A 19,858-nucleotide genomic window follows, 5' to 3' on the forward strand; every position below is an offset into this window, starting at 1 on the left:
GTGACCGCCGGGTCCTCAGGCCCGGGGCCCTGGGGGTCCCTGCACGTCCGGGCGCTGCGCGTCGTCGTCCGTGCCGTGGATCCGGATCAGCCCCGTGGCGCCGTCGACGGTCACCACCTGCCCCTCGGTCAGCCGGGTGGTGGCGTCGGGCACGCAGATGACGGCCGGGATGCCGTACTCGCGGGCCACGGTCGGGCCGTGGGCGATCGTGGAGCCGGTCTCCGTGACGAGCCCGCCGAGGGTCAGGAACAGCGGGGTCCAGCCCGGGTCGGTGGTCGGGGCCACGAGGATGTCCCCGGGCTGCAACCGCGCCTCGGACGGGTGGTGGACGATCCGCACCGGCCCGGTCGCGACCCCGGTGGCCGCGGGCTGACCGACCAGGACGTCCGGCCCGTGCTCGGCCACGGTGTCGTCGGGCAGGGCCATGGGGTTCGTGCCGTCGGACAGCAGCAGTCCCGGGACCTGCCGCCGCCGTGCCTCGCGGCGGTGCTCCCGCCGCCGGCCGTCCACCGCCGCGCGCAGGTCCGCGCCGTGCGCGACGTCGAGGGCCTCGTCCAGGGTCAGGAACATGACGTCCTCCGGCTGCTCCAGCAGACCGCGCTCCGTGAGCTCGGCCCCCGCCGTGAGCAGCTGCCGCCGCACCTCGGCCAGCGGGCTGAGCCAGAGGAACTTGGGCAGCTCGCGCAGCCCGGCCAGCTCCCGGCTGCGGCGCAGCATGGCGCCGGCCACGCGGGCCCGCAGCGGGCGGGTGCGACTCGCCCGGTCGACGAGCTCCGCCAGCGCGGCCTCGGCCTCGCCCGCGGCGCGGGCGAACCGGGCCGGCGGGGCCTGCTCCGGGTCGGTCACCTGCAGGTACCCGGCCAGGGCTGCGAACACGGGCGTGGGGTCGTCGGCCCACCGGGGGGCGCCCACGTCGATCTCGGCGCTGCCGCGGATCCCGTACTCCGCCAGGAACGCCGTCAGGCCGAACTCGGGCAGCTCGCCGCGCGAGAAGCGCGCGGCGAGCTCGTCCGGGGCGGTGCCGGTCAGCAGCTCGCGGTGCGGCCGGCCGGCCTCGGCCACGGACCAGAGCTCCAGATCCATGCGGGTGGTGACGTTGTGGGGCATCCCGCGCAGGGTCGCGTTCAGCTCGCCGGGCTGCAGGACGCCGCGCAGCAGCCGGCCGGCGACCCCCTGGGCGAGGAGCGCTGCCCACAGCGGCGGCAGTGAGCGCATCATCGGGCCGGTCATGGTCGCGTCCTGCAGGCCGGAGGCGGACCGGATCCGGCTCGCCGGGTCCGCCGGCTCGTTCCGGGGCTGCCGGCGGACCCGTTCGAGTTCGCGGAACGCCCGCTCGCGGGCGGCCGCGGGCCGCGCCAGGGCCCGCAGCGCGCCGAGCAGCGAGGCGGGCACGACGGCGAGGAGCAGCCGTGCGGTCGCACGGACGGAGAACGCCCGCTGCCCCGGACCGGCGGGACGGGGCGCGTAGCGGGGATCGTCCAGGACGCGCCGCACGCCCCGCGCGACGGCGGGACCGTAGACCTGCACCATCTCGGGGACGCCGGAGTGCAGCCGCGGGCTGCGCACGAAGCCGGTGAGGTCCACGAACAGCCGGCCGCCGATGTCGACGAGGAACCGGTCGACCAGGACGTGGTCCACGCCGATGATCTGCAGCCAGCGGCGGGTCGTCTCCCGGAGCACGGACACGCCCATGGGGGTCACCGGGCGCCGCAGGCCCTGCATGTGGCCGACCTCCAGGTAGATCCGCGGGTCGCCGTGCACCGGGTCCGTCCCGCGGGGGAGCGGGAAGAGCGTGGTGATGGGGCGGGACTGCAGCAGCCACAGGGTGCCGTCCGTGTCGTAGGCGAACTCGACGTCCTGCGGGCCGCCGAGGGCGCGCTGCACCCGCTGGCCGGTGCGGTGGAGCTCGCGGAGCCGGGCGGGGGAGAGGCAGCCGTGCGCCTGGGCTCCGGGGAGCGGCTCGTGCCCGGTCAGGACGTAGTGGTCGGTCTCCGTGCTGCCGTCCACGACCCCGGTGCCCAGCCCCGGGACCGCGTCGACGACGGTCTCCGTGCGGGTGCCGGTCAGCGGGTTGGTCGTGAACATCACCCCGGCGGCGGTCGGGGTGATCATGCGCTGGACGACGACCGCCATCGCCGGGTCCCCGGCATCCAGCCCCTGCCCGGCCCGGTAGGCGACGGCGCGCTCGCTGTGCACGGAGGCCCAGCACCGCCGGACGGCCTCGAGCAGGGCGTGCTCGCCCTCGACGTCGAGGACGGTGTCCTGCTGGCCGGCGAAGCTGGCGTCCGGCAGGTCCTCGGCCGTGGCGCTGGAGCGGACGGCGACACGGCCGCCGCCGAGGCGCTCGTAGGCCGCCAGGAGCGCCCGCTCGGGGACGGTGCCCGAGCGGTAGGCCTCGGTGGTCAGGCAGAACCCGTCCGGCACGCGCTCGCCCGCGGCGATGAGGGCGCCGAGGCCGGCGGCCTTGCCCCCGACGAGCTCGGTCGTCCCCGGGGTGATGCGGGCCAGGTCGATGAGATCCATGACGTGCCTCTCTGCTGCCCGGGAGCCGGCGGGGAGAGGAGCGGGCGGAGCCGCGGGGCGCCCGCTGACCCGTTCCCAGCCGATGATCCGGCCCCGCCACCGGCAGGTCAACCACTCCGTGCCGCGGGGTCCGGGCGGGGCCCACGGTCCCGGGGCCCCGCCGCTCCCGGTGGGGCGGGACGCGGGCCGGCTCCGGACGGGTCCCGCGCACGGCCCGTGCCCGGCGTACGCTGTCGGTGTGGGGGACTCCGAGCTCGTGGTCCTGCCGGTGGGCTTCGAACGGTTCCACCGCCGGGACTTCGTCAACTACCAGCTCAACCGGGCCCATGCCCTGGGCTTCGCCGATCGCCAGGAGCTGGTCGACGCCGCGGCGCAGATCCGCTCGACCGACGACTGTCCTCCGCTGTTCGAGGCCCTGGCGCGGCGGTCCGCCGCCGAGGGCCGGCTCCGGCAGGCGGCGGGTCACGCGCGGATCGCGGAGTTCTTCACGCCGCCACGGTCGGCGCAGAAGGCGGAGCGCTATCGCCGCTACCGCGAGCTCTTCGACACGGCGTTCGCCGGTGCCCCTCTCGTCCGCCACGAGGTGCCCTACGCCGGCGCGGCGCTGCCGGCGTATGTCCTCCCAGCCTCTGCGCTGCCGGCCTCTGCCCTGCCGGCCCCGGCACTGCCGGGGACCGGGGCGCGGACCCGCGGCACCGTGCTGCTGCACGGCGGGTTCGACTCCGTGATCGAGGAGTTCCTCCCCGTCTGCCAGCGGATCGCCGCCGCCGGCTTCGACGTGATCGCCTTCGACGGACCGGGGCAGGGCGGCGCCCGGACGGTGCACGGGGTCACCTCCGACCACGACTGGGAACGGCCGGTGGCGGCGGTGCTGGACCACTTCCGGCTCGACCGCGCCGCACTGGTCGGCATCTCCATGGGCGGGTACTGGGCGCTGCGGGCGGCAGGGCGCGAGTCCCGCATCCACGCCGTCGTGTCCTGGCCGCCGGTCTACGACTGGCTGCACCGGGTGCCCCCGGCGCTGCGCGGCCCGGTCCGCGCGATGGTGCGGCACCGGCGCTTCATGCGCTGGAGCGTGCGCGCCCGCACCCGGGTGTCACCCACCCTGCGCGCAGTGGTCGAGCAGGTCCTGTACGTGCTCGACAGCGACGACCCGGCCGACGTGCCCGAGTGGTTCCTGGGCATGAACGCCCGGCACCTGGGCAGCGAACGCGTGCGCCAGGACGTCCTGCTGATGTGCGGTGAGCACGACGCCTTCCAGCCCCCGTCCCTGGCCCGGGCGCAGGCCCGCGCGCTCACCGGGGCCCGCAGCGTCACCACCCGGATGTTCACCCGGGCAGAGCAGGCCGATCAGCACTGCCAGATGGGCAACCTCGAGCTCGCCTGCGAGGTGCTCACCACCTGGTTGCGCCGTGCCGAGGCGGCCGCTGAGCCTCCCGGTCCGCGGGCCGGTCCGTTGCCCCGGCCGTGAACGCCGGGGAGGTCGTCACCCTGCTCCCCGCGGCGGTCCGCCCGCACGGGTGCGGCGCGCGGCCCGGCCCAGGGCGAGCGGCAGGGTCAGCAGCGAGATCCCGCCGGCCACGAGCAGCGCCGTGCTGAACGAGGTGCCCGCCGCGACCATCCCCACCACCACCGCGCCGGCACCGGTCCCGGCGTCGAAGCCGATGTTCCACACCGCGCTCGCGGGTCCGTAGTGCTGCCGGCTGACCGCCTGGAACGTGACCACGAGGGTGAGGTTCTGCAGCCCCCCGTAGCTGATGCCCACCACCGCCGCTCCGGCGAGCAGCGCCGGGGCCACGGTCGCCTGCGGATCGCGCACGGCCCAGGCGATGACGGCCAGTCCCGCCGTGGTCAGCAGCACGAGCGGCGCGAGGAAGCGCTGCGGGCCGTGGCGGTCCGACCACGCGCCGACCCGCCAGCGCGCGAACGCGGCGGCGACGCTCATGACCAGCAGCGCCAGCGCGGTCAGCGCGGCACTGCTGCTCATCGGGGCCATGAAGGTGATGAGCGCGCCACCGGCCAGGGTGGCGCCGATCAGCAGCGCCATCGGCGGCAGGAGGCTCGCCCAGGGGACCCGCTCGTCGTCGCCCTCGGGGACGTGGTCCAGCCTCCGGGCCAGGCCCACCGCGGGCACGGCGGCGAGGGCGGGCAGGGCGGCCACGGCGAAGACCACCCAGAAGCCGAGCCGCTCCGCCACCCAGGGTCCCGCCGACAGGAACAGCACCTGCGGCACCGCGATCGCCAGGCCGTAGGCACCGATCGCCTGCCCCCGACGCCGCGGCTCCACCAGCTCCGCCACCAGGGCGCTGCCGGTCACGGTCAGGACGCCGAAGCCGAGTCCGCGCACGGCCGACAGTGCCAGGGTGGGGGCGAGGGCGTCGCTGAGCCCGTGCGCCAGTGCCGGCAGGCCCAGCAGGAGCATGCCCGTCACGAGGACCGGGGCCCAGCCGAAGCGGCGCAGCGCCCGGGGCACGAACAGCTGCGTGAGCACGGTGAAGAGCATGAGCACGCCGTTCACCAGTCCGGCGCCGACGGAGTCCGCGCCGCCGCGCACCGCCCAGAGGGGCGCCACCGCCAGCAGGGCGGCGTAGCCCGAGAAGCCCAGGACGGTCATGGTCAGCAGCAGCGGCATGCCCGGGACCCGCCAGACCGGTGTGGTCAGCACGGGCCGCGTCCGGTGGCCGCGACCGTCCCCCGGGCGGTCACGGCGACGGCGGTGGTGCGGTTCCCCCGGTCCCGCGGCACGGCCGGTGGTCTCCTGGAGAGGGCAGCGGTGGTCGACATGGTCCTGCCAGCCTATGCCCGGCGCCGGTGCCGCCGCGGTCAGGACCGTCCGGCAGGACCGCCGCGCAGCACGTCCACGTGCACGTGGTCGAGGTGCCGGAGGATCTCGTTGCCGGGATCGGGCGCGTCGTAGTCCCGCCACCGGCCCCGGGAGCTGTGGGCGCTCCAGTAGCGGTCGTCGAAGATGACGTACTGGACGTCCAGGTCCTCGGCGTGCGCGACCAGCCAGTGGGCCAGCAGCCACCCCTCGCGCCGGTTCTCCTCGGTCACCGGGCGGAAGAAGACGTCGATCGCCCGGCCGTCGTAGTGCGTCGACTCCTCGCCGTGCCCCCGGCCGACGCCGCCGGGAGCGAACCCGCCCAGGCTCTGCTCGCCGAACACCCCGGCCATCGCCTCGCGCAGCCGCTGGGCGCGCGGTGTCAGGCCGGATCCGGTCAGCTGCTCCTCGGGCAGGTCGCCGGCGGCGGAGCCCCGGCAGCTCAGGCTCGCGCCGGCGTCCTCGGGCGGGCCCTCGGCCAGCCGTCGCAGCACCGCCTCGTCGATGCCGGAGGTGTCCGGGGCCTCCGCCCCGCGGGCGGCGAGCGCCACCGCGGTCGTGGCCCGCTTCGCCTCCTCGCGGTCGAGCCCGACCTCACCGTCCGCGGTCTCGACCGTGCACTCCGCGCCCCAGGTCAGGCCGCCGTCCCCGGTGCGCAGGCCGCTGAGCAGGCCGGGTCCCAGGAGCACCGCTGCCCCGGCCAGCAGGCCGAGCACGAGGACCAGGGTCAGGAGCGAGCGCCAGGGGCGGCGCCTGTCCCGGGGCGCAGTGCCGGTGGCCGTCACGAGAGCGGCCCGGTGCCGGGCCCGGCGAGCTCGTGGGCCCCGGGGCCGGGACCTCCGGTGGGCACGGTGGGTCCGACGACGCCGGGTACGGCGATGCTGCTGACGACGATGCACCTGCTTCCGTCCGGGGCGTGGGGATCTGGGTCCCAGCAGAGCAGACGGACCTGGCGAGAACCTGCACGCCCCGGCGTCCGGGTGGTCCGTGACGGCGCAGCACGTGTCGGAGGGCTGGGACCGCTCGGAGGGCTGGGGCCGCGGGGGAGCGGACCGCGGTCCGCGGGGCGGGACCTCTTGACAGGTGGATGTGATCCGTATCATGCTGAACTCATGAACCTGTCAGACAGCCGGACAGCCGGACAGCCGGTGGAGCGCTTCAGCGCGGCGGAAGCCGTGTTCAAGGACCTGCTCGCGCAGATCCAGGGCGGGGACCTCGCCGTGGGGGAGAAGCTGCCCTCGGAGGCGGCCCTGGCCCAGGGGTACGGCGTGAGCCGGTCCGTGATCCGCGAGGCGCTGCGCTCCTGCGCGGCCCTCGGCCTGACCGTCAGCCGCACCGGCAAGGGAACCTTCGTCGTCTCCCAACGGGTCGCCGAGGACCTGGCCCTGGGCGCGTACTCGGCGCGGGACCTGCACGAGGCCCGGCCGCACATCGAGGTCCCCGCGACCGGCCTCGCCGCGCGCCGCCGCACGGAGGAGGACGTGCAGTTCCTGCAGGACGTCGTGGCGGCGATGGCGGCCGAGGACGATCCGCACGCCTGGGTCGAGCTGGACACGAGCTTCCACGCCGCTGTCGCCCGGATCAGCCACAACCGCGTGTTCGAGAAGGTCATCGCCGACATCCGCGAGGCGCTCTTCCACCAGTCGGAGACCCTCAACATGGTGGCGGCCCGCCGGAAGCGCTCGGACGAGGAGCACCGGCGCATCGTCCACGCCATCCGGGACGGCGCGGCCGGCGAGGCCGAAGCCGCCATGCAGGACCACCTCGCGGCCGTGCGCCGTGCCCTCGGCGCCATCACCGGGGAGTAGCCCGGGGGCCGCCCCGGCCACTGCTCCGAGGTCCGGCCCTGTGCCGGGACCGGCGTTCCTGCGCCCGGCGCCACCCTCGTCCTGACCCGCCAGCCCTCGGCTCCGTGCCGGACGCCGCCAGGGCCACCCTCGTCCTGACCCCGTCAGCCCTCCGCTCCGTGCCGGACGCCGTCCGGGGCCTCCACCACCGTCCCCTGCCCAGTGCGCGGCGCCTCCGGGTGCCTCCTCCACCGTCCTCCCGTTCCGTGCGGGCGCCCGCCGGCGCCTGCCTCCGGCACGCCCCGACCACTTCCAGCAAGGACCCGGCATGACCACCGCAGCCCTCAGGGCCCCCCTGTCCACCAGCCGCCCGCAGCACGTGCCCGTCGCCGAACAGGTCCGCGACGGCGTCGTCGAGAGCGTCCACCACGGCTCGTTCGTGGCCACGGACACCGCCGGGCGGATCCTGCTCGAGGCGGGCGACCCCCTGGCCCTGTTCTACCCCCGCTCCTCGCTCAAGCCGCTGCAGGCGGTGGCCATGCTCCGCGCCGGACTCGAGCTGCCCGCGCCCCTGCTGGCCCTGGCCGCGGCCAGCCACTCCGGGGCACCCGCCCACCGGGACGGTGCCCTGCGCATCCTCGCCGGCCACGGTGCGGACGAGACCGCCCTCGAGAACGTGCCCGACCTGCCGTACGGGCCTGCCGAACGTGCCGCCGCCCTGCGCGCCGGCGAGCAGCCCTCACGCCTGGCCCAGAACTGCTCCGGCAAGCACGCGGCCATGGTCGCCACCTGCCGGGTCAACGGCTGGCCCGTGACCGGCTACACCGACCCCGGCCACCCGCTGCAGGCGCTGATCGCCGAGGTCGTGGCCGAGCTGACCGGCGAACCGCTGGGGCCGCGCAGCACCGACGGGTGCGGCACACCCCTGTTCGCCGTCACCCTCCGGGGCATGGCCACCGCCTTCGCCCGGCTGGCCGCGGCCGCCCCGGCCACACCCGAGGCCCGGGTCGCCTCCGCCATGACCGGTCACCCCGAGCAGGTGGCCGGAGAGGGGCGTGACGTCACGGAGCTCATGCGCCGGATCCCCGGCCTGCTGGCCAAGGACGGCTTCGAGGGCCTGCAGCTCGTGGGCCTGCCGGACGGGCGCGGCCTGGCCGTGAAGATCGCCGACGGCGCCGACCGCGCCCGGATGCCGGTCACCGTCCGGGCGCTGGAGCTGCTCGGGGCGGACCCCGGAGCGCTCGCCGGGCTGGAGCGCGTCCCCGTCCTCGGCGGGGGCCGCACCGTGGGGTCGCTGCACGCCGTGACCCTCGCCGCCGCCCGCTGAGCCGCCGCCCGCTGACGTCCACCACCACCTGACACCCGAGAGAACCGAGAGAACCATGACCGCTCCCGCCGTCCGCACCGAGCACGACCTGCTGGGCGACCGCCAGGTCCCCGCCGACGCCTACTGGGGCGTGCAGACCCTGCGCGCCGTCGAGAACTTCCCCATCACCGGCCTCCCCCTCGGCGGCCACGCGCACCTGGTGCGGGGCCTGGCGGCCGTCAAGCTCGCCGCCGCCCGCGCCAACCACGAGCTCGGGCTGCTGGACACCGACCGGGCCGACGCCATCGTGGCGGCCTGCCAGGAGATCCTGGACGGGCGCCTCCACGACCAGTTCCGCGTGGACGTGATCCAGGGCGGCGCCGGCACGTCCTCCAACATGAACGCCAACGAGGTGATCGCCAACCGGGCCCTGGAGCTGCTGGGCGCCGGGAAGGGGGAGTACTCCCGGCTGCACCCCAACGACCACGTCAACCTGTCGCAGTCCACCAACGACGCCTACCCCACGGCCGTGAAGATCGCCACGATCACCGGCGTGCGGGAGCTCCTGGCGGCCCTGGAGCTGCTGGAGGACGCCTTCGCGGAGAAGGCCCGCGAGTTCCGCACCGTCGTGAAGATGGGCCGCACCCAGCTGCAGGACGCCGTGCCCATGACCCTGGGCCAGGAGTTCGGCACCTACGCCGTGATGATCCGGGAGGACCGCCAGCGCCTCGCCGAGGCGGGGCTGCTGGTCCACGAGATCAACCTCGGGGCCACGGCGATCGGCACCGGGCTCAACGCCCCGGACGGCTACGCCGCCGCGGCCTGCCGGCACCTGGCCGCCGTCACCGGGCTGCCGCTGGTCACCGCCGTCGACCTCGTGGAGGCCACCCAGGACGTCGGGTCCTTCGTGCACCTGTCCGGGGTGCTCAAGCGGGTGGCCGTGAAGCTGTCCAAGATCTGCAACGACCTGCGGCTGCTCTCCTCCGGGCCCCGTGCGGGACTGGGCGAGATCACCCTGCCCGCCGTGCAGTCCGGCTCCTCGATCATGCCGGGCAAGATCAACCCGGTGATCCCCGAGGTCGTCAGCCAGGTCGCCTACGAGGTCATCGGCAACGACGTCACGATCACCATGGCCGCCGAGAGCGGACAGCTGCAGCTCAACGCCTTCGAGCCGATCATCGTCCACAGCCTGCACAAGAGCGTCGCCCACCTCCGGGCGGCCTGCACCACGCTCACGGAGCGCTGCGTGCGCGGGATCACCGCCAACGAGGAGCACCTGCGCGCCTCGGTGGAGCACTCCATCGGCCTGGTGACCGCACTGAACCCCCACCTGGGCTACGCCACGGCCACCGCGATCGCTCGGGAGGCCCTGGCCACGGGCGCCGGCGTGGCGGAGCTGGTGCGCGCTCGCGGTCTGCTGAGCGCCGAGGAGCTGGCCCGCATCCTGCGCCCCGAGCGCCTCGCCAACCTCACCGTCTGACCGTCCCCGAGCCCTTCCGCCACCACCGAGGAGACCCAGCCATGTCCCCTGTGTCCGTCCACCGCCCGCACCCGCGCCACGCCACCCCGGCCCAGCCGCCGACCGCCGCCCTCGACGCGCTCCACGCGGAGGACCACGGCTACCACAAGGGGCTCAAGCCCCGGCAGATCCAGATGATCGCGATCGGCGGCGCCATCGGCACCGGCCTGTTCATGGGCGCCGGCGGGCGGCTGGCCAGCGCGGGGCCCGCCCTCGTGCTCGTCTACGCAGTCTGCGGCTTCTTCGCGTTCCTGATCCTGCGTGCGCTGGGCGAGCTCGTGGTGCGCCGCCCGTCCTCGGGCTCCTTCGTCTCCTACGCCCGGGAGTTCTACGGCGAGAAGGCTGCCTTCTTCACCGGCTGGCTGTACTGGCTCAACTGGGCCATGACCGCGATCGTGGACATCACGGCCGTGGCGCTGTACATGAAGTTCTTCGCCCGGTACTGGGCTCCGATCGGGGACGTCCCCCAGTGGCAGTACGCCCTGGCCGCCCTGCTGCTGGTCCTCGGGCTCAACCTCGTCTCGGTCCGGGTCTTCGGCGAGCTCGAGTTCTGGTTCGCCCTCATCAAGGTGGCCGCGCTCTCCGCCTTCCTGGTGGTCGGGATCTGGCTGGTGCTCTTCGGCACCCCCGCCGACGGCCAGGAGGTGGGCCTGTCCCTCATCGGCCAGAACGGCGGGCTCCTGCCCCACGGCCTGCTGCCGGCGGTCGTCGTGATCCAGGGCGTGGTCTTCGCCTACGCCTCCATCGAGCTGATCGGCACCGCGGCCGGTGAGACGGAGCACCCCGAGAAGGTCATGCCGCGCGCCGTGAACACGGTGATCGTGCGCATCGCGGTCTTCTACGTCGGGTCACTGACGCTGCTGTCCCTGCTCCTGCCCTACACCGCCTACCGGGCGGGGGAGAGCCCGTTCGTGACGTTCTTCGGCTCCATCGGCGTGGCCGGCATGGACACCGTCATGAACCTCGTGGTGCTCACCGCGGCCCTGTCCTCGCTCAACGCAGGGCTCTACTCCACGGGCCGGATCCTGCGCTCCATGTCCCTGGCCGGGTCCGCCCCCCGCTTCGCGGGGCGGATGAACCGGGCCGGCGTCCCGTACGGGGGCATCGTGCTGACGGCGGCGGTCGCCGTGCTCGGCGTGGTGCTCAACGCCCTCGTCCCCGCGCAGGCCTTCGAGATCGTGCTGAACCTCGCCTCGGTCGGCATCATCAGCGCCTGGGGCATGATCATGCTCTGCCATCTCCGGCTCGTCTCGTGGTCCCGGCAGGGCCGGGCGGAGCGCCCCGGCTTCCGGCTGCCCGGCGCGCCCCTCACCGGCTGGCTGACCCTGGCCTTCCTGGTGAGCGTCGTCGTCCTGATGGCCTTCGACTCCCCGATCGGGACCTGGACCGTGGCCTCCCTGCTGCTGCTCGTGCCGCTGCTGGTCCTCGGCTGGTACCGCTGCCGGGACCGGGTGCACGAGATCGCCGCCGCCCACGCGGCCCGCACCGCTCCGGCGGCGTCCGGGGACACCGGGGTGCCCGCCCGGTAGCCTCCCGCCCCGTCAGGCCGGTGCCCGCCTCCTCGCGGGCACCGGCCTCGCGGCAGCCGCGCCCCGGACGCACCGAGGTCCCGACCGCCCGCTCGGCAGCAACGTCCGCCGCGGCCCCGCCCGCGACGGGCCGAGCACGGACCCGGCGGACCGTCCCCCCACCGGCAGCACGAGGACGTCCCGCTCCGGGACCGGGCCTGCGCGGCACCGTGACGCCGGCCCCGCGATGTGCTCTACTCGGTCGCATGAGCGGCGACTCCCTGCCCGGCACGCCCACGGCCGACGACTTCCGCGCCCTGGCCCGCAGCTCCCCGTGGCGGTTCAGCACCGTGCACTTCACCCACCGGCGGCGGGAGCTCAGGGGCACCCCGGACGGCGAACCGGTCGAGGCCTGGCTCGACCGGCGCCGCGGCCGGGTCGTCGTCCGCTCCGCCGACGGGCTCGAGGTCGCCGAGGGCCCCCCGTACAGCGAGGCGGTGGACCTCGTGTGCGGCACCGACGACGGAAGAAGCGCTGCGCCACCGGGGCCGGAGGTGGTGCTGCGCCCGGACGGTCTCGTCGCCCGTCGCCCGGAGGACTGGCACTGCGCCCACGGGGACCCGATGTGGCAGGACTACCGGTGGACGGCCATGCTGGACCCCGCCGAGCTCGCTCACGGCGTGGCCGTCAGCGAGGTCGTGGCCACGACCCTGCGGGGCCGCCCCACGTGGTCGGCCGTCTGCCGGCCGCTGCCCGGCCCCGTGGAGCACCCGGAGAACGGCTACACCCCGCGGTGCGGCTGCTGCCCGCTGCTGGACAGCCCCGCGTCCCGGCTCCAGGAGTACGGCCCGGAGGACCCGGGCCTCACCGGCGCCGACCTCGCCACGGTCTACCGCGTGCACCTCGACGTGCGGACGGGCATCGTCGTGGACGTCACCCCGCTGGACGGCACCGAGGGCACCGGCCTCAGCAACGAGCTGCACGCCGTCGACGAACCGCTCGACCCGCCCGTGGACCCACCCCTCGGCCCGCTCCTGGACCCACCCCTCGAGCCGGTCCGGTGACGGTCCGCCGCCACCGTCCCGGCAGGCCTGCGGCGGACGAGCACGCCGGGAGCACGACCGTGTCCCCCTCCGCATCCTCCGGGCACCCCCTGCAGGGCCGCACCGCCCTGGTCACCGGGGTCTCCCGCCGCCGCGGCATCGGGTACGCGGTGGCCGTCGAGCTCGCCGCCCTGGGTGCGAGCGTGTTCCTCCACCACTACGGGCCCCACGACGAGGACCAGCCGTGGGGCGGCGACGACCTGGACGCGGTCCGCGCCGGGGTCCGGGCCGCCCTGCGGGACGGGGCGGTCACCGGCGACGTCTCCGCGGACCTGCGGGACGCGGACGCCGTCGAGGACCTCGTGGACAAAGCCTGTGCCCTCACCGGCCGGCTCGACATCCTGGTCTGCAACCACGCCCGCAGCGGCGGTGACGGTTCCGTCCTGGACATGACCGCCGAGACCCTCGACGCGTTCTGGGACACCAACACCCGCTCCACCCTGCTGCTCACCCGGCACTTCGCCCGCCGGCACGCCGCGACCACGGAGCGCACCGCGCCTGTCCGGCCCGGCGAGCACATCGGACGCGCCGGGCCGGTCGACGAGCGGACGGCGGGCCGGGTGTTCTGGATAACCTCCGGCCAGGGCGCGGGGCCGATGCGCGGCGAGGTCGCCTACGCCACCAGCAAGGCGGCCCTGGCCGGGGTGACGCCCACCGTGGCCGCGGAGCTGCTCGAGCTCGGCATCGTGCTCAACACCATCAACCCGGGTCCGGTCAACACCGGCTACCTCGACCCCGGAACCACCGACCGGTCCCTCGAGGAGCTCGAGTCGTGGCGTGAGGCCACCCCCTTCGGCCGCTGGGGCCGGCCCGCGGATCCGGCGCGGCTGATCGGCTGGCTGGCCACCGACCAGGGCGTGTGGGTCGCGGGCCAGGTGCTCACCACCGACGGAGGCCTGGGCCTGGCCTGAGCACGGGCCCGAGATCTCCCCGCCGCCCGTCCGCGGCGCACGGCGGCGACCGCGCGGCCTCCGCCGTCGTCGTCCGCGCCCCGCACGGGACTTGAGCCGCTGCCCCGGTGCCCGCCGCCGCCGGGGCGCAGACCATAGGATGGAGCGCATGTCCAGACCCCACGTGCGCCTGCTCGGCCAAGGCATCCGGTACCTGACCACCCTGCGCGGCGGAGGCTCCGCCTTCCCCGGCCTCGTGATGGAGCGGCTGCACCCCGGGTTCGTGGCCGAGGAGCTCGCCAAGCTGCCCCACGGGGTGGTGCTGATCAGCGGCACCAACGGCAAGACGACCACCACGAAGATGGCCGTCCAGCTGCTGAGCTCGCAGGGCTACACGGTCTTCACCAACCGCACCGGCTCCAACTTCGTGCGCGGCGTGGCCGCCGCCCTGCTCGGGGAGATGAGCCTGACCGGCCGCCTCGACGCGGACATCGCCGTGCTCGAGCTCGACGAGGCGCACGCCGTGCACTTCGTCCAGCAGGTCAAGCCCCGCCACGCGCTGCTGCTCAACGTCATGCGCGACCAGCTCGACCGCTTCGGCGAGATCGACACCACCCGGCGGATGCTCGCCCGGATCGCGGCGGCCACCACGGGCACCGTGGTCCTCAACCGGGAGGACCCCCGGATCGTGTCGCTGGCGGAGCACGTCCCCGAGGGCACGCAGACCCGCTGGTTCGGGCTCTCGGCCCCGCTGCGGCCCATGTTCCCCTCCGACGACGACATGCGCTCCGCCGGCGGACCCGACGCCGAAGCCGACCACGAGGCGGAGCTCGCCCCCCGCCCGGCCGCCGACGTGGAGCTGACGTCCTTCGAGGCCAACCGGGTCCGGCTCACCGTGGACGGGGAGGCCGTCGAGACCACCGTGGAGCTCTACGGCGTCTACAACATGTACAACGCCGCGGCCGCGCTCGCGCTGGCGCTCGCCGTGGCCGGTCCCGACGCGGACCGGGCCGCCCTCGTGGACGAGCTCTCCCGCGTCACCCCCGCCTTCGGCCGGGGGGAGACCATCACCGTGGACGGGCGGCCCCTGCAGCTGCTGCTCGTGAAGAACCCCGCCGGGTTCCGCCTCTCGCTGGCCTCGGCCCGGCCCGGCGACTACGCCACGATGATCGCCATCAACGACGAGTACGCCGACGGCCGCGACGTCTCCTGGCTGTGGGACGTGGACTTCCACTCCCTGCGCCCCGGCGGCGTGGACGTGGTGGCCGGGACCCGGGCGTGGGACATGGCGCTGCGCCTGGACTACGACGAGGTCGCGGTGCACGAGGTGGTCCCGGGTCTCGGCGACGCCCTGCGGCGGTTCGTCGCCGGGGCCGGGGACCGGCCGATGCGCGTCTTCTGCACCTACACGTCCATGCTCGAGCTGCGCCGGGAGCTCTCCCGCGTGGCCGAGGTCGCCGAGATCTGAGCGGAGCACCCCCATGACCGAGCGCACCGTCCACCTCGTCCAGCTCTATCCCCGGGACATGAACATCTACGGGGACTGGGGCAACACCCTCACCCTCAAGCGCCGGCTCGAGAAGTACGGCTACGCCGTGCGGCTGAGCGACCACAACCCCGGGGACCCCTTCCCGGCCGACGCCGACCTCCTCGTGGGCGGCGGCGGACAGGACTCCGGGCAGTTCCGGGTCCAGGAGGACCTGCAGCGGATCGCCCCCGAGCTGCGGGCCATGGCCGCCGACGGCGTGCCCATGCTCGCGATCTGCGGGCTCTACCAGCTCTTCGGCCACGAGTTCCGCACCGGCGCCGGCGAGACCCTGCCCGGCATCGGCATCCTCGACGTGACCACCGTGGGAGGGCCGACGCGTCTGATCGGCAACATCGTGCTGGAGTCCCCGGAGTTCGGGACCGTCGTCGGCTACGAGAACCACTCCGGGGTCACCCGGCTCGGCCCCGCCCAGACGCCGTTGGGGACGGTGGTCAAGGGCGCGGGCAACAACGGGGAGGACGGCACCGAGGGCGCCCGCGTGCACCACGTGGTGGGCTCCTACCTGCACGGGTCGATGCTGCCCAAGAACCCCGCCGTGGCCGACCACCTCATCCGGGCCGCCGTGGAGCGCCGGCTCGGGGTCTTCGACGGCGCTCCGCTGGACGACACCCTGGCCGAGCGCGCCCGGGAGGTCGCAAAGGCCCGGCCGCGCTGACCCGGCCCCGGCCGGGAGCGGACGCACCCGGTAGAATGGACCAGGACTTCTCCGGCCCGTCCCGGCCACCGCCGGGGCGGGCCGTGCCGGGACGACGCACGACGCGTCCCGGCCGACCGCGAACGACTTCCCGAGGAGGGACGCATGTCAGGACACTCCAAGTGGGCCACGACCAAGCACAAGAAGGCGGCCATCGACGCCAAGCGTGCGAAGGCCTTCGCCAAGTACATCAAGGGCATCGAGGTGGCCGCGCGCATGGGCGGGCCCGACACCGCGGGCAACCCGGCGCTGGACCTGGCCGTGTCCAAGGCCAAGAAGAACTCGGTGCCGGTGGCCAACATCGACCGCGCGATCAAGCGCGGCGCGGGCCTGACCGGTGAGGTCGTCGACTACACCGAGATCCTCTACGAGGCCCGCGGCCCGCAGGGCACGGCGCTGTACATCGAGTGCCTGACCGACAACAAGAACCGCGCCGCCTCCGAGGTGCGCGTGGCCGTGACCCGCAACGGCGGGACCATGGCGGACTCCGGCTCCGTGGCGTTCCTCTTCGAGCGCAAGGGCGTGGTGGAGGTCACCCGCACCGACGGGCTGACGGAGGACGACGTCCTCCTGGCCGTCCTGGACGCGGGGGCCGACGAGGTCGTGGAGCAGGAGGACGTCTTCGAGGTGGTCTCCGAGGCCACCGACCTGCCGGCCATCCGGACGGCCCTCGACGAGGCCGGGCTGGAGTACAACAACGACGACCCGCAGTTCCGCCCCAGCATGCTCGTGGAGCTCGACGCCGAGGGCGCCCGGAAGTTCCTGCGCCTGGCCGACGCCGTCGAGGAGCTCGACGACGTGCAGAACGTCTACTCCAACGCGGACATCCCCGCCGAGGTCCTGGCCCAGCTCGACGCCGAGGACTGACCACGGCCACGCAGCGGATCCTCGGGGTCGACCCCGGTCTGACGCGGTGCGGGTTCGGCCTGATCGACATGGCCGGCGACCGCACCGCGTCCTTCGTGGACGTCGGCGTGTCCGGCACGGACGCCGCCGACCCGCTCGACGTGCGCGTGCTGCGGATCTGGGAGGCCACCGAGCGGTGGATCGAGCGCTACCGGCCCGACGCCCTCGCCCTGGAGCGGGTGTTCGCCCAGACCAACGTGAACACGGTCATCGGCACGGCCCACGCCTCCGGCGCCGTGATCGCCTCCGCGGCCCGCCACGGCGTGCCGGTGGCCTGGCACACCCCGTCCGAGGTCAAGGCCGCCGTGACGGGGGAGGGCCGGGCGGACAAGGCGTCCGTGGCCCGCATGGTGGTGCGCATCCTCCGGCTCGAGCAGGCGCCCCGCCCCGCCGACGCCGCCGACGCCCTCGCCATCGCCATCTGCCACGGCTGGCGCGGGGGCGGCACGGGGATGGACGCCACGGCCCGGACCGAGACGCACCAGGGGGCCCGTCCCCTGGCCGCCGCCCGCTCCGGGATGACCCCCGCCCAGCGGGCCTGGGCCGAGGCGGAGCGCCGCGCCGCCCGGGGCCGGCGCCGCTGAGCCGGGACCGCGGGGCCGGTGCCGCTCGGCCGGTGCTTCCCGAGCGGTGCCCTGCGGCCCGCGCCGTGGGACGGCCGCTGGAACAGTGCCCCCGCAGCGGTGCCACGGGACCGGTGCGCCCGGAGCGGTGCCAGCGGAGCGGCGCCGCGGGACCGGTGCCACCGGGTCGGTGCCCACTGCTAGAGTGGCCCGCGAGTCGTCATTCGTAGATTTGTTCGAGCAACCGTGCTCGGCCCCCGCCGGGGCACGGGAAGGAGTCGCGCGGTGATCGCGTCCATCACGGGACAGGTCGAGCACGTCGGCCTCACCACGGCCGTCGTGGCGGTCGCGGGTTTCGGGGTCCAGGTCCAGGCGACCCCCGAGACCCTCGCCGGCCTGCGGATCGGCAGGGAGGTCCGTCTCGACACGGCGTACGTGGCGCGCAAGGACGAGGCCCCGCTGCTGTTCGGCTTCCGCAGCCCCGCCGAGCGGGAGGTCTTCGAGATCATGCTCGGCGTCAGCGGCGTGGGCCCCCGCACCGCCCTGGCGGTGCTGGCCGTGCTGGGACCGGACGACGTCCACCGCGCCATCGCCCAGGGGGACGCCAAGGCGTTCACGACCGTCCCCGGCATCGGTCCCAAGGGCGCCCGCCGGATCGTGCTGGAGCTGGCCGACAAGCTCATCGTCCCCGACCGCCCGGCCCAGCCGGCCGCGGCCCCGATGGAGCCGTGGCGCGCGCAGGTGCTCGAGGCCCTGGTGGGTCTGGGCTGGAACGAGAAGGACGCCGCCCGGGGCATCGCCGATGCCCTCGCGGACCGGGAGGAGCTCGCCGCCACCGGCGACGTGCCGACGATCCTGCGCACCGTGCTCGGGTGGCTCGGCGCGGCCAAGGCCGGCTCCCGGGCCGGCGCCGAGCGAGGAGGCTGAGCATGGCCCGCGACGACGGCGCCGCCGTGAACGCCCGGGACCGGCTGGTCTCGGCGGAAGACGAGCCGGGCGAGCTGCAGCTCGAGTCGGCCCTGCGCCCGGCCAACCTCGACGAGTTCGTCGGGCAGAAGCGGGTGCGCCAGCAGCTCTCCCTGGTGCTCGAGGCCTCCCGGCTGCGGGGCCGCTCCGCCGACCACGTGCTGCTCTCGGGCCCGCCCGGGCTGGGCAAGACGACCCTGGCCATGATCATCGCCGAGGAGATGGGCGCCCCGCTGCGGATCTCCTCCGGCCCGGCGATCCAGCACGCGGGGGACCTCGCCGCGATCCTCTCCTCCCTGACCGAGGGCGAGGTGCTGTTCCTCGACGAGATCCACCGCATGTCCCGGCCCGCCGAGGAGATGCTCTACATGGCCATGGAGGACTTCCGGGTGGACATCGTGGTCGGCAAGGGCGCCGGCGCCACGTCCATCCCGCTGGACCTGCCGCCCTTCACCCTGGTCGGCGCCACCACCCGGGCGGGCCTGTTGCCCGGGCCGCTGCGCGACCGCTTCGGCTTCACCGGCCACCTCGAGTTCTACTCCGTGGAGGAGCTCGAGCTCGTGCTGCGCCGCTCCGCCGGGCTCATGGACCTCGCGATGACCGCCGAGGGGTTCTCCGAGGTCGCCTCCCGGTCCCGGGGCACCCCGCGCATCGCCAACCGGCTGCTGCGCCGGGTGCGGGACTGGGCGCTCGTGCACGGGATCGACCGGATCGACGCGCGCACCTCGTCCGCGGCCCTCGACATGTACGAGGTGGACGCCCGCGGCCTCGACCGCCTCGACCGCTCGGTGCTCGAGGCGCTCGTGACGAAGTTCGGCGGCGGTCCGGTGGGCCTGTCCACGCTGGCGATCGCCGTGGGCGAGGAGACCGAGACGGTCGAGACCGTGGCCGAGCCCTACCTCGTCCGCGAGGGCCTGCTCGGCCGCACGCCCCGCGGCCGGATCGCGATGGCCGCGGCGTGGGACCACCTCGGCCTGCGCCCTCCCGAGCACGCCGCCTTCCGGGACCCCGGGATGAGGGCCGCCTTCGGCGCCACCGCCGCGGAGGAGGACGCCCCGTCCCTGTTCGAGGACTGAGCACGGCCGCGGATCCGGGGGCCGCCTCCCGGGTGCCGTCCAGGACGCTGACGGGCCGGATCACCTACCATGGTGAGGACACCCGCCACCGATCGAACGGAAGTCCGTGAGCCCGCTCCACGTCGCCCAGTCCCTCGCCGCCCAGGCCCCCCAGTCCACGGGAGGCAGCACCGCCTGGCTCCTGCCCCTGATGCTCGTGGCCATGGTGCTCCTGCTCTGGCTGCCCATGCGGCGGCAGAAGAAGGCCATGGCCCAGGTCAAGGAGAAGCAGGCCGCCATGGGTCCCGGCACCGAGGTCATGACGAACTACGGCCTCTACGGCACGGTGCGCTCGATCGACCGGGAGACGAACAAGGTCGTCCTCGAGATCGCCCCCGGCACGGCCGTGACCGTGCACCTGCAGACCGTCACCACGGTCGTCGAGGACGAAGCGGCGCCGGTCCCCGGGACCGAGGCGGAGCCCTCGGTGATCGAGCCCGACGCCCCCGGCACGGGGTCGACCCCGGCCGAACCCCTCGACGACGACGCCCGGCGCGATCCCGGGCAGCGCAACGACTGACCCCCCACGCGGGAACGGGCCGACCACTGGTCGGCCCGTTCCCGTGCCCAGGCCCGGTCCCCCCGGGCCGTCGTTCCGAAGGAAGACC

Annotated in this window: 17 protein-coding genes; 14 read left to right on the forward strand and 3 right to left on the reverse strand. The window is 74.9% G+C overall.

Features of this window, described 5'->3' with window-relative positions; all coding sequences use genetic code 11:
- Positions 1 to 15: 15 nt before the first annotated feature.
- Entirely contained in the window at positions 16 to 2,523 is a 2,508-nt protein-coding gene (locus QYM41_RS09890) for a PEP/pyruvate-binding domain-containing protein (RefSeq protein ID WP_368799565.1), read from the reverse strand.
- A gap of 238 nt (positions 2,524 to 2,761) precedes the next feature.
- Here QYM41_RS09890 and QYM41_RS09895 point away from each other — a divergent pair, with 238 nt between their 5' ends.
- Entirely contained in the window at positions 2,762 to 3,994 is a 1,233-nt protein-coding gene (locus QYM41_RS09895) for an alpha/beta hydrolase family protein (RefSeq protein ID WP_368799566.1), read from the forward strand.
- Between the two features lie 15 nt (positions 3,995 to 4,009).
- Here QYM41_RS09895 and QYM41_RS09900 read toward each other — a convergent pair whose 3' ends face one another.
- Positions 4,010 to 5,188, reverse strand: coding sequence for an MFS transporter (locus QYM41_RS09900; protein WP_368799567.1), 1,179 nt, complete (start codon positions 5,186 to 5,188; stop codon positions 4,010 to 4,012).
- 158 nt (positions 5,189 to 5,346) lie between these two features.
- Positions 5,347 to 6,129: a VldE C-terminal domain-containing protein gene (locus QYM41_RS09905; RefSeq protein ID WP_368799568.1), complete on the reverse strand. Its 783-nt coding sequence runs from the start codon at positions 6,127 to 6,129 to the stop codon at positions 5,347 to 5,349.
- 327 nt (positions 6,130 to 6,456) lie between these two features.
- Between QYM41_RS09905 and QYM41_RS09910 the strand changes: the two genes are divergently transcribed.
- From QYM41_RS09910 to yajC, 13 genes are all read left to right on the forward strand, one after another.
- Positions 6,457 to 7,152 carry a FadR/GntR family transcriptional regulator gene (locus QYM41_RS09910; RefSeq protein ID WP_368799569.1) on the forward strand — a complete coding sequence of 232 codons (696 nt, stop codon included), beginning with the start codon at positions 6,457 to 6,459 and terminating at the stop codon, positions 7,150 to 7,152.
- 307 nt (positions 7,153 to 7,459) lie between these two features.
- Positions 7,460 to 8,458, forward strand: coding sequence for an asparaginase (locus tag QYM41_RS09915; RefSeq protein WP_368799570.1), 999 nt, complete (start codon positions 7,460 to 7,462; stop codon positions 8,456 to 8,458).
- Between the two features lie 55 nt (positions 8,459 to 8,513).
- Positions 8,514 to 9,917, forward strand: coding sequence for an aspartate ammonia-lyase (locus QYM41_RS09920; protein ID WP_368799571.1), 1,404 nt, complete (start codon positions 8,514 to 8,516; stop codon positions 9,915 to 9,917).
- A gap of 41 nt (positions 9,918 to 9,958) precedes the next feature.
- A complete protein-coding gene (locus tag QYM41_RS09925) occupies positions 9,959 to 11,485 on the forward strand; it encodes an amino acid permease (RefSeq protein WP_368799572.1) in 1,527 nt (508 codons plus the stop codon).
- Positions 11,486 to 11,730: 245 nt separating this feature from the next.
- Complete coding sequence (locus tag QYM41_RS09930) at positions 11,731 to 12,528, forward strand: hypothetical protein (RefSeq protein WP_368799573.1); 798 nt, start codon at positions 11,731 to 11,733, stop codon at positions 12,526 to 12,528.
- 59 nt (positions 12,529 to 12,587) lie between these two features.
- Positions 12,588 to 13,478 carry an SDR family oxidoreductase gene (locus QYM41_RS09935; RefSeq protein ID WP_368799574.1) on the forward strand — a complete coding sequence of 297 codons (891 nt, stop codon included), beginning with the start codon at positions 12,588 to 12,590 and terminating at the stop codon, positions 13,476 to 13,478.
- A gap of 139 nt (positions 13,479 to 13,617) precedes the next feature.
- Complete coding sequence (locus tag QYM41_RS09940) at positions 13,618 to 14,925, forward strand: Mur ligase family protein (protein ID WP_368799575.1); 1,308 nt, start codon at positions 13,618 to 13,620, stop codon at positions 14,923 to 14,925.
- Between the two features lie 13 nt (positions 14,926 to 14,938).
- Positions 14,939 to 15,661, forward strand: coding sequence for a type 1 glutamine amidotransferase (locus QYM41_RS09945; RefSeq protein WP_368799576.1), 723 nt, complete (start codon positions 14,939 to 14,941; stop codon positions 15,659 to 15,661).
- Between the two features lie 144 nt (positions 15,662 to 15,805).
- Entirely contained in the window at positions 15,806 to 16,567 is a 762-nt protein-coding gene (locus QYM41_RS09950; RefSeq protein WP_368799577.1) for a YebC/PmpR family DNA-binding transcriptional regulator, read from the forward strand.
- 68 nt (positions 16,568 to 16,635) lie between these two features.
- Complete coding sequence (locus tag QYM41_RS09955) at positions 16,636 to 17,190, forward strand: crossover junction endodeoxyribonuclease RuvC (RefSeq protein ID WP_438612579.1); 555 nt, start codon at positions 16,636 to 16,638, stop codon at positions 17,188 to 17,190.
- 264 nt (positions 17,191 to 17,454) lie between these two features.
- On the forward strand, positions 17,455 to 18,096 hold the full coding sequence (ruvA, locus tag QYM41_RS09960; RefSeq protein WP_368799578.1) for a Holliday junction branch migration protein RuvA: 642 nt from the start codon (positions 17,455 to 17,457) through the stop codon (positions 18,094 to 18,096).
- A 2-nt stretch (positions 18,097 to 18,098) separates the two neighbouring features.
- Positions 18,099 to 19,211 (forward strand): Holliday junction branch migration DNA helicase RuvB, encoded by a 1,113-nt coding sequence (gene ruvB / locus QYM41_RS09965; protein ID WP_368799579.1) that lies wholly within the window; start codon positions 18,099 to 18,101, stop codon positions 19,209 to 19,211.
- Between the two features lie 106 nt (positions 19,212 to 19,317).
- The gene (gene yajC, locus QYM41_RS09970; protein ID WP_368799580.1) at positions 19,318 to 19,770 is read left to right on the forward strand and encodes a preprotein translocase subunit YajC; all 453 of its coding nucleotides are present in this window, start codon (positions 19,318 to 19,320) and stop codon (positions 19,768 to 19,770) included.
- The last annotated feature ends 88 nt before the right edge of the window (positions 19,771 to 19,858 follow it).

Origin of the sequence: Kocuria oxytropis, assembly GCF_040981195.1 — a bacterium.
Lineage (GTDB): Bacteria > Actinomycetota > Actinomycetes > Actinomycetales > Micrococcaceae > Kocuria > Kocuria oxytropis.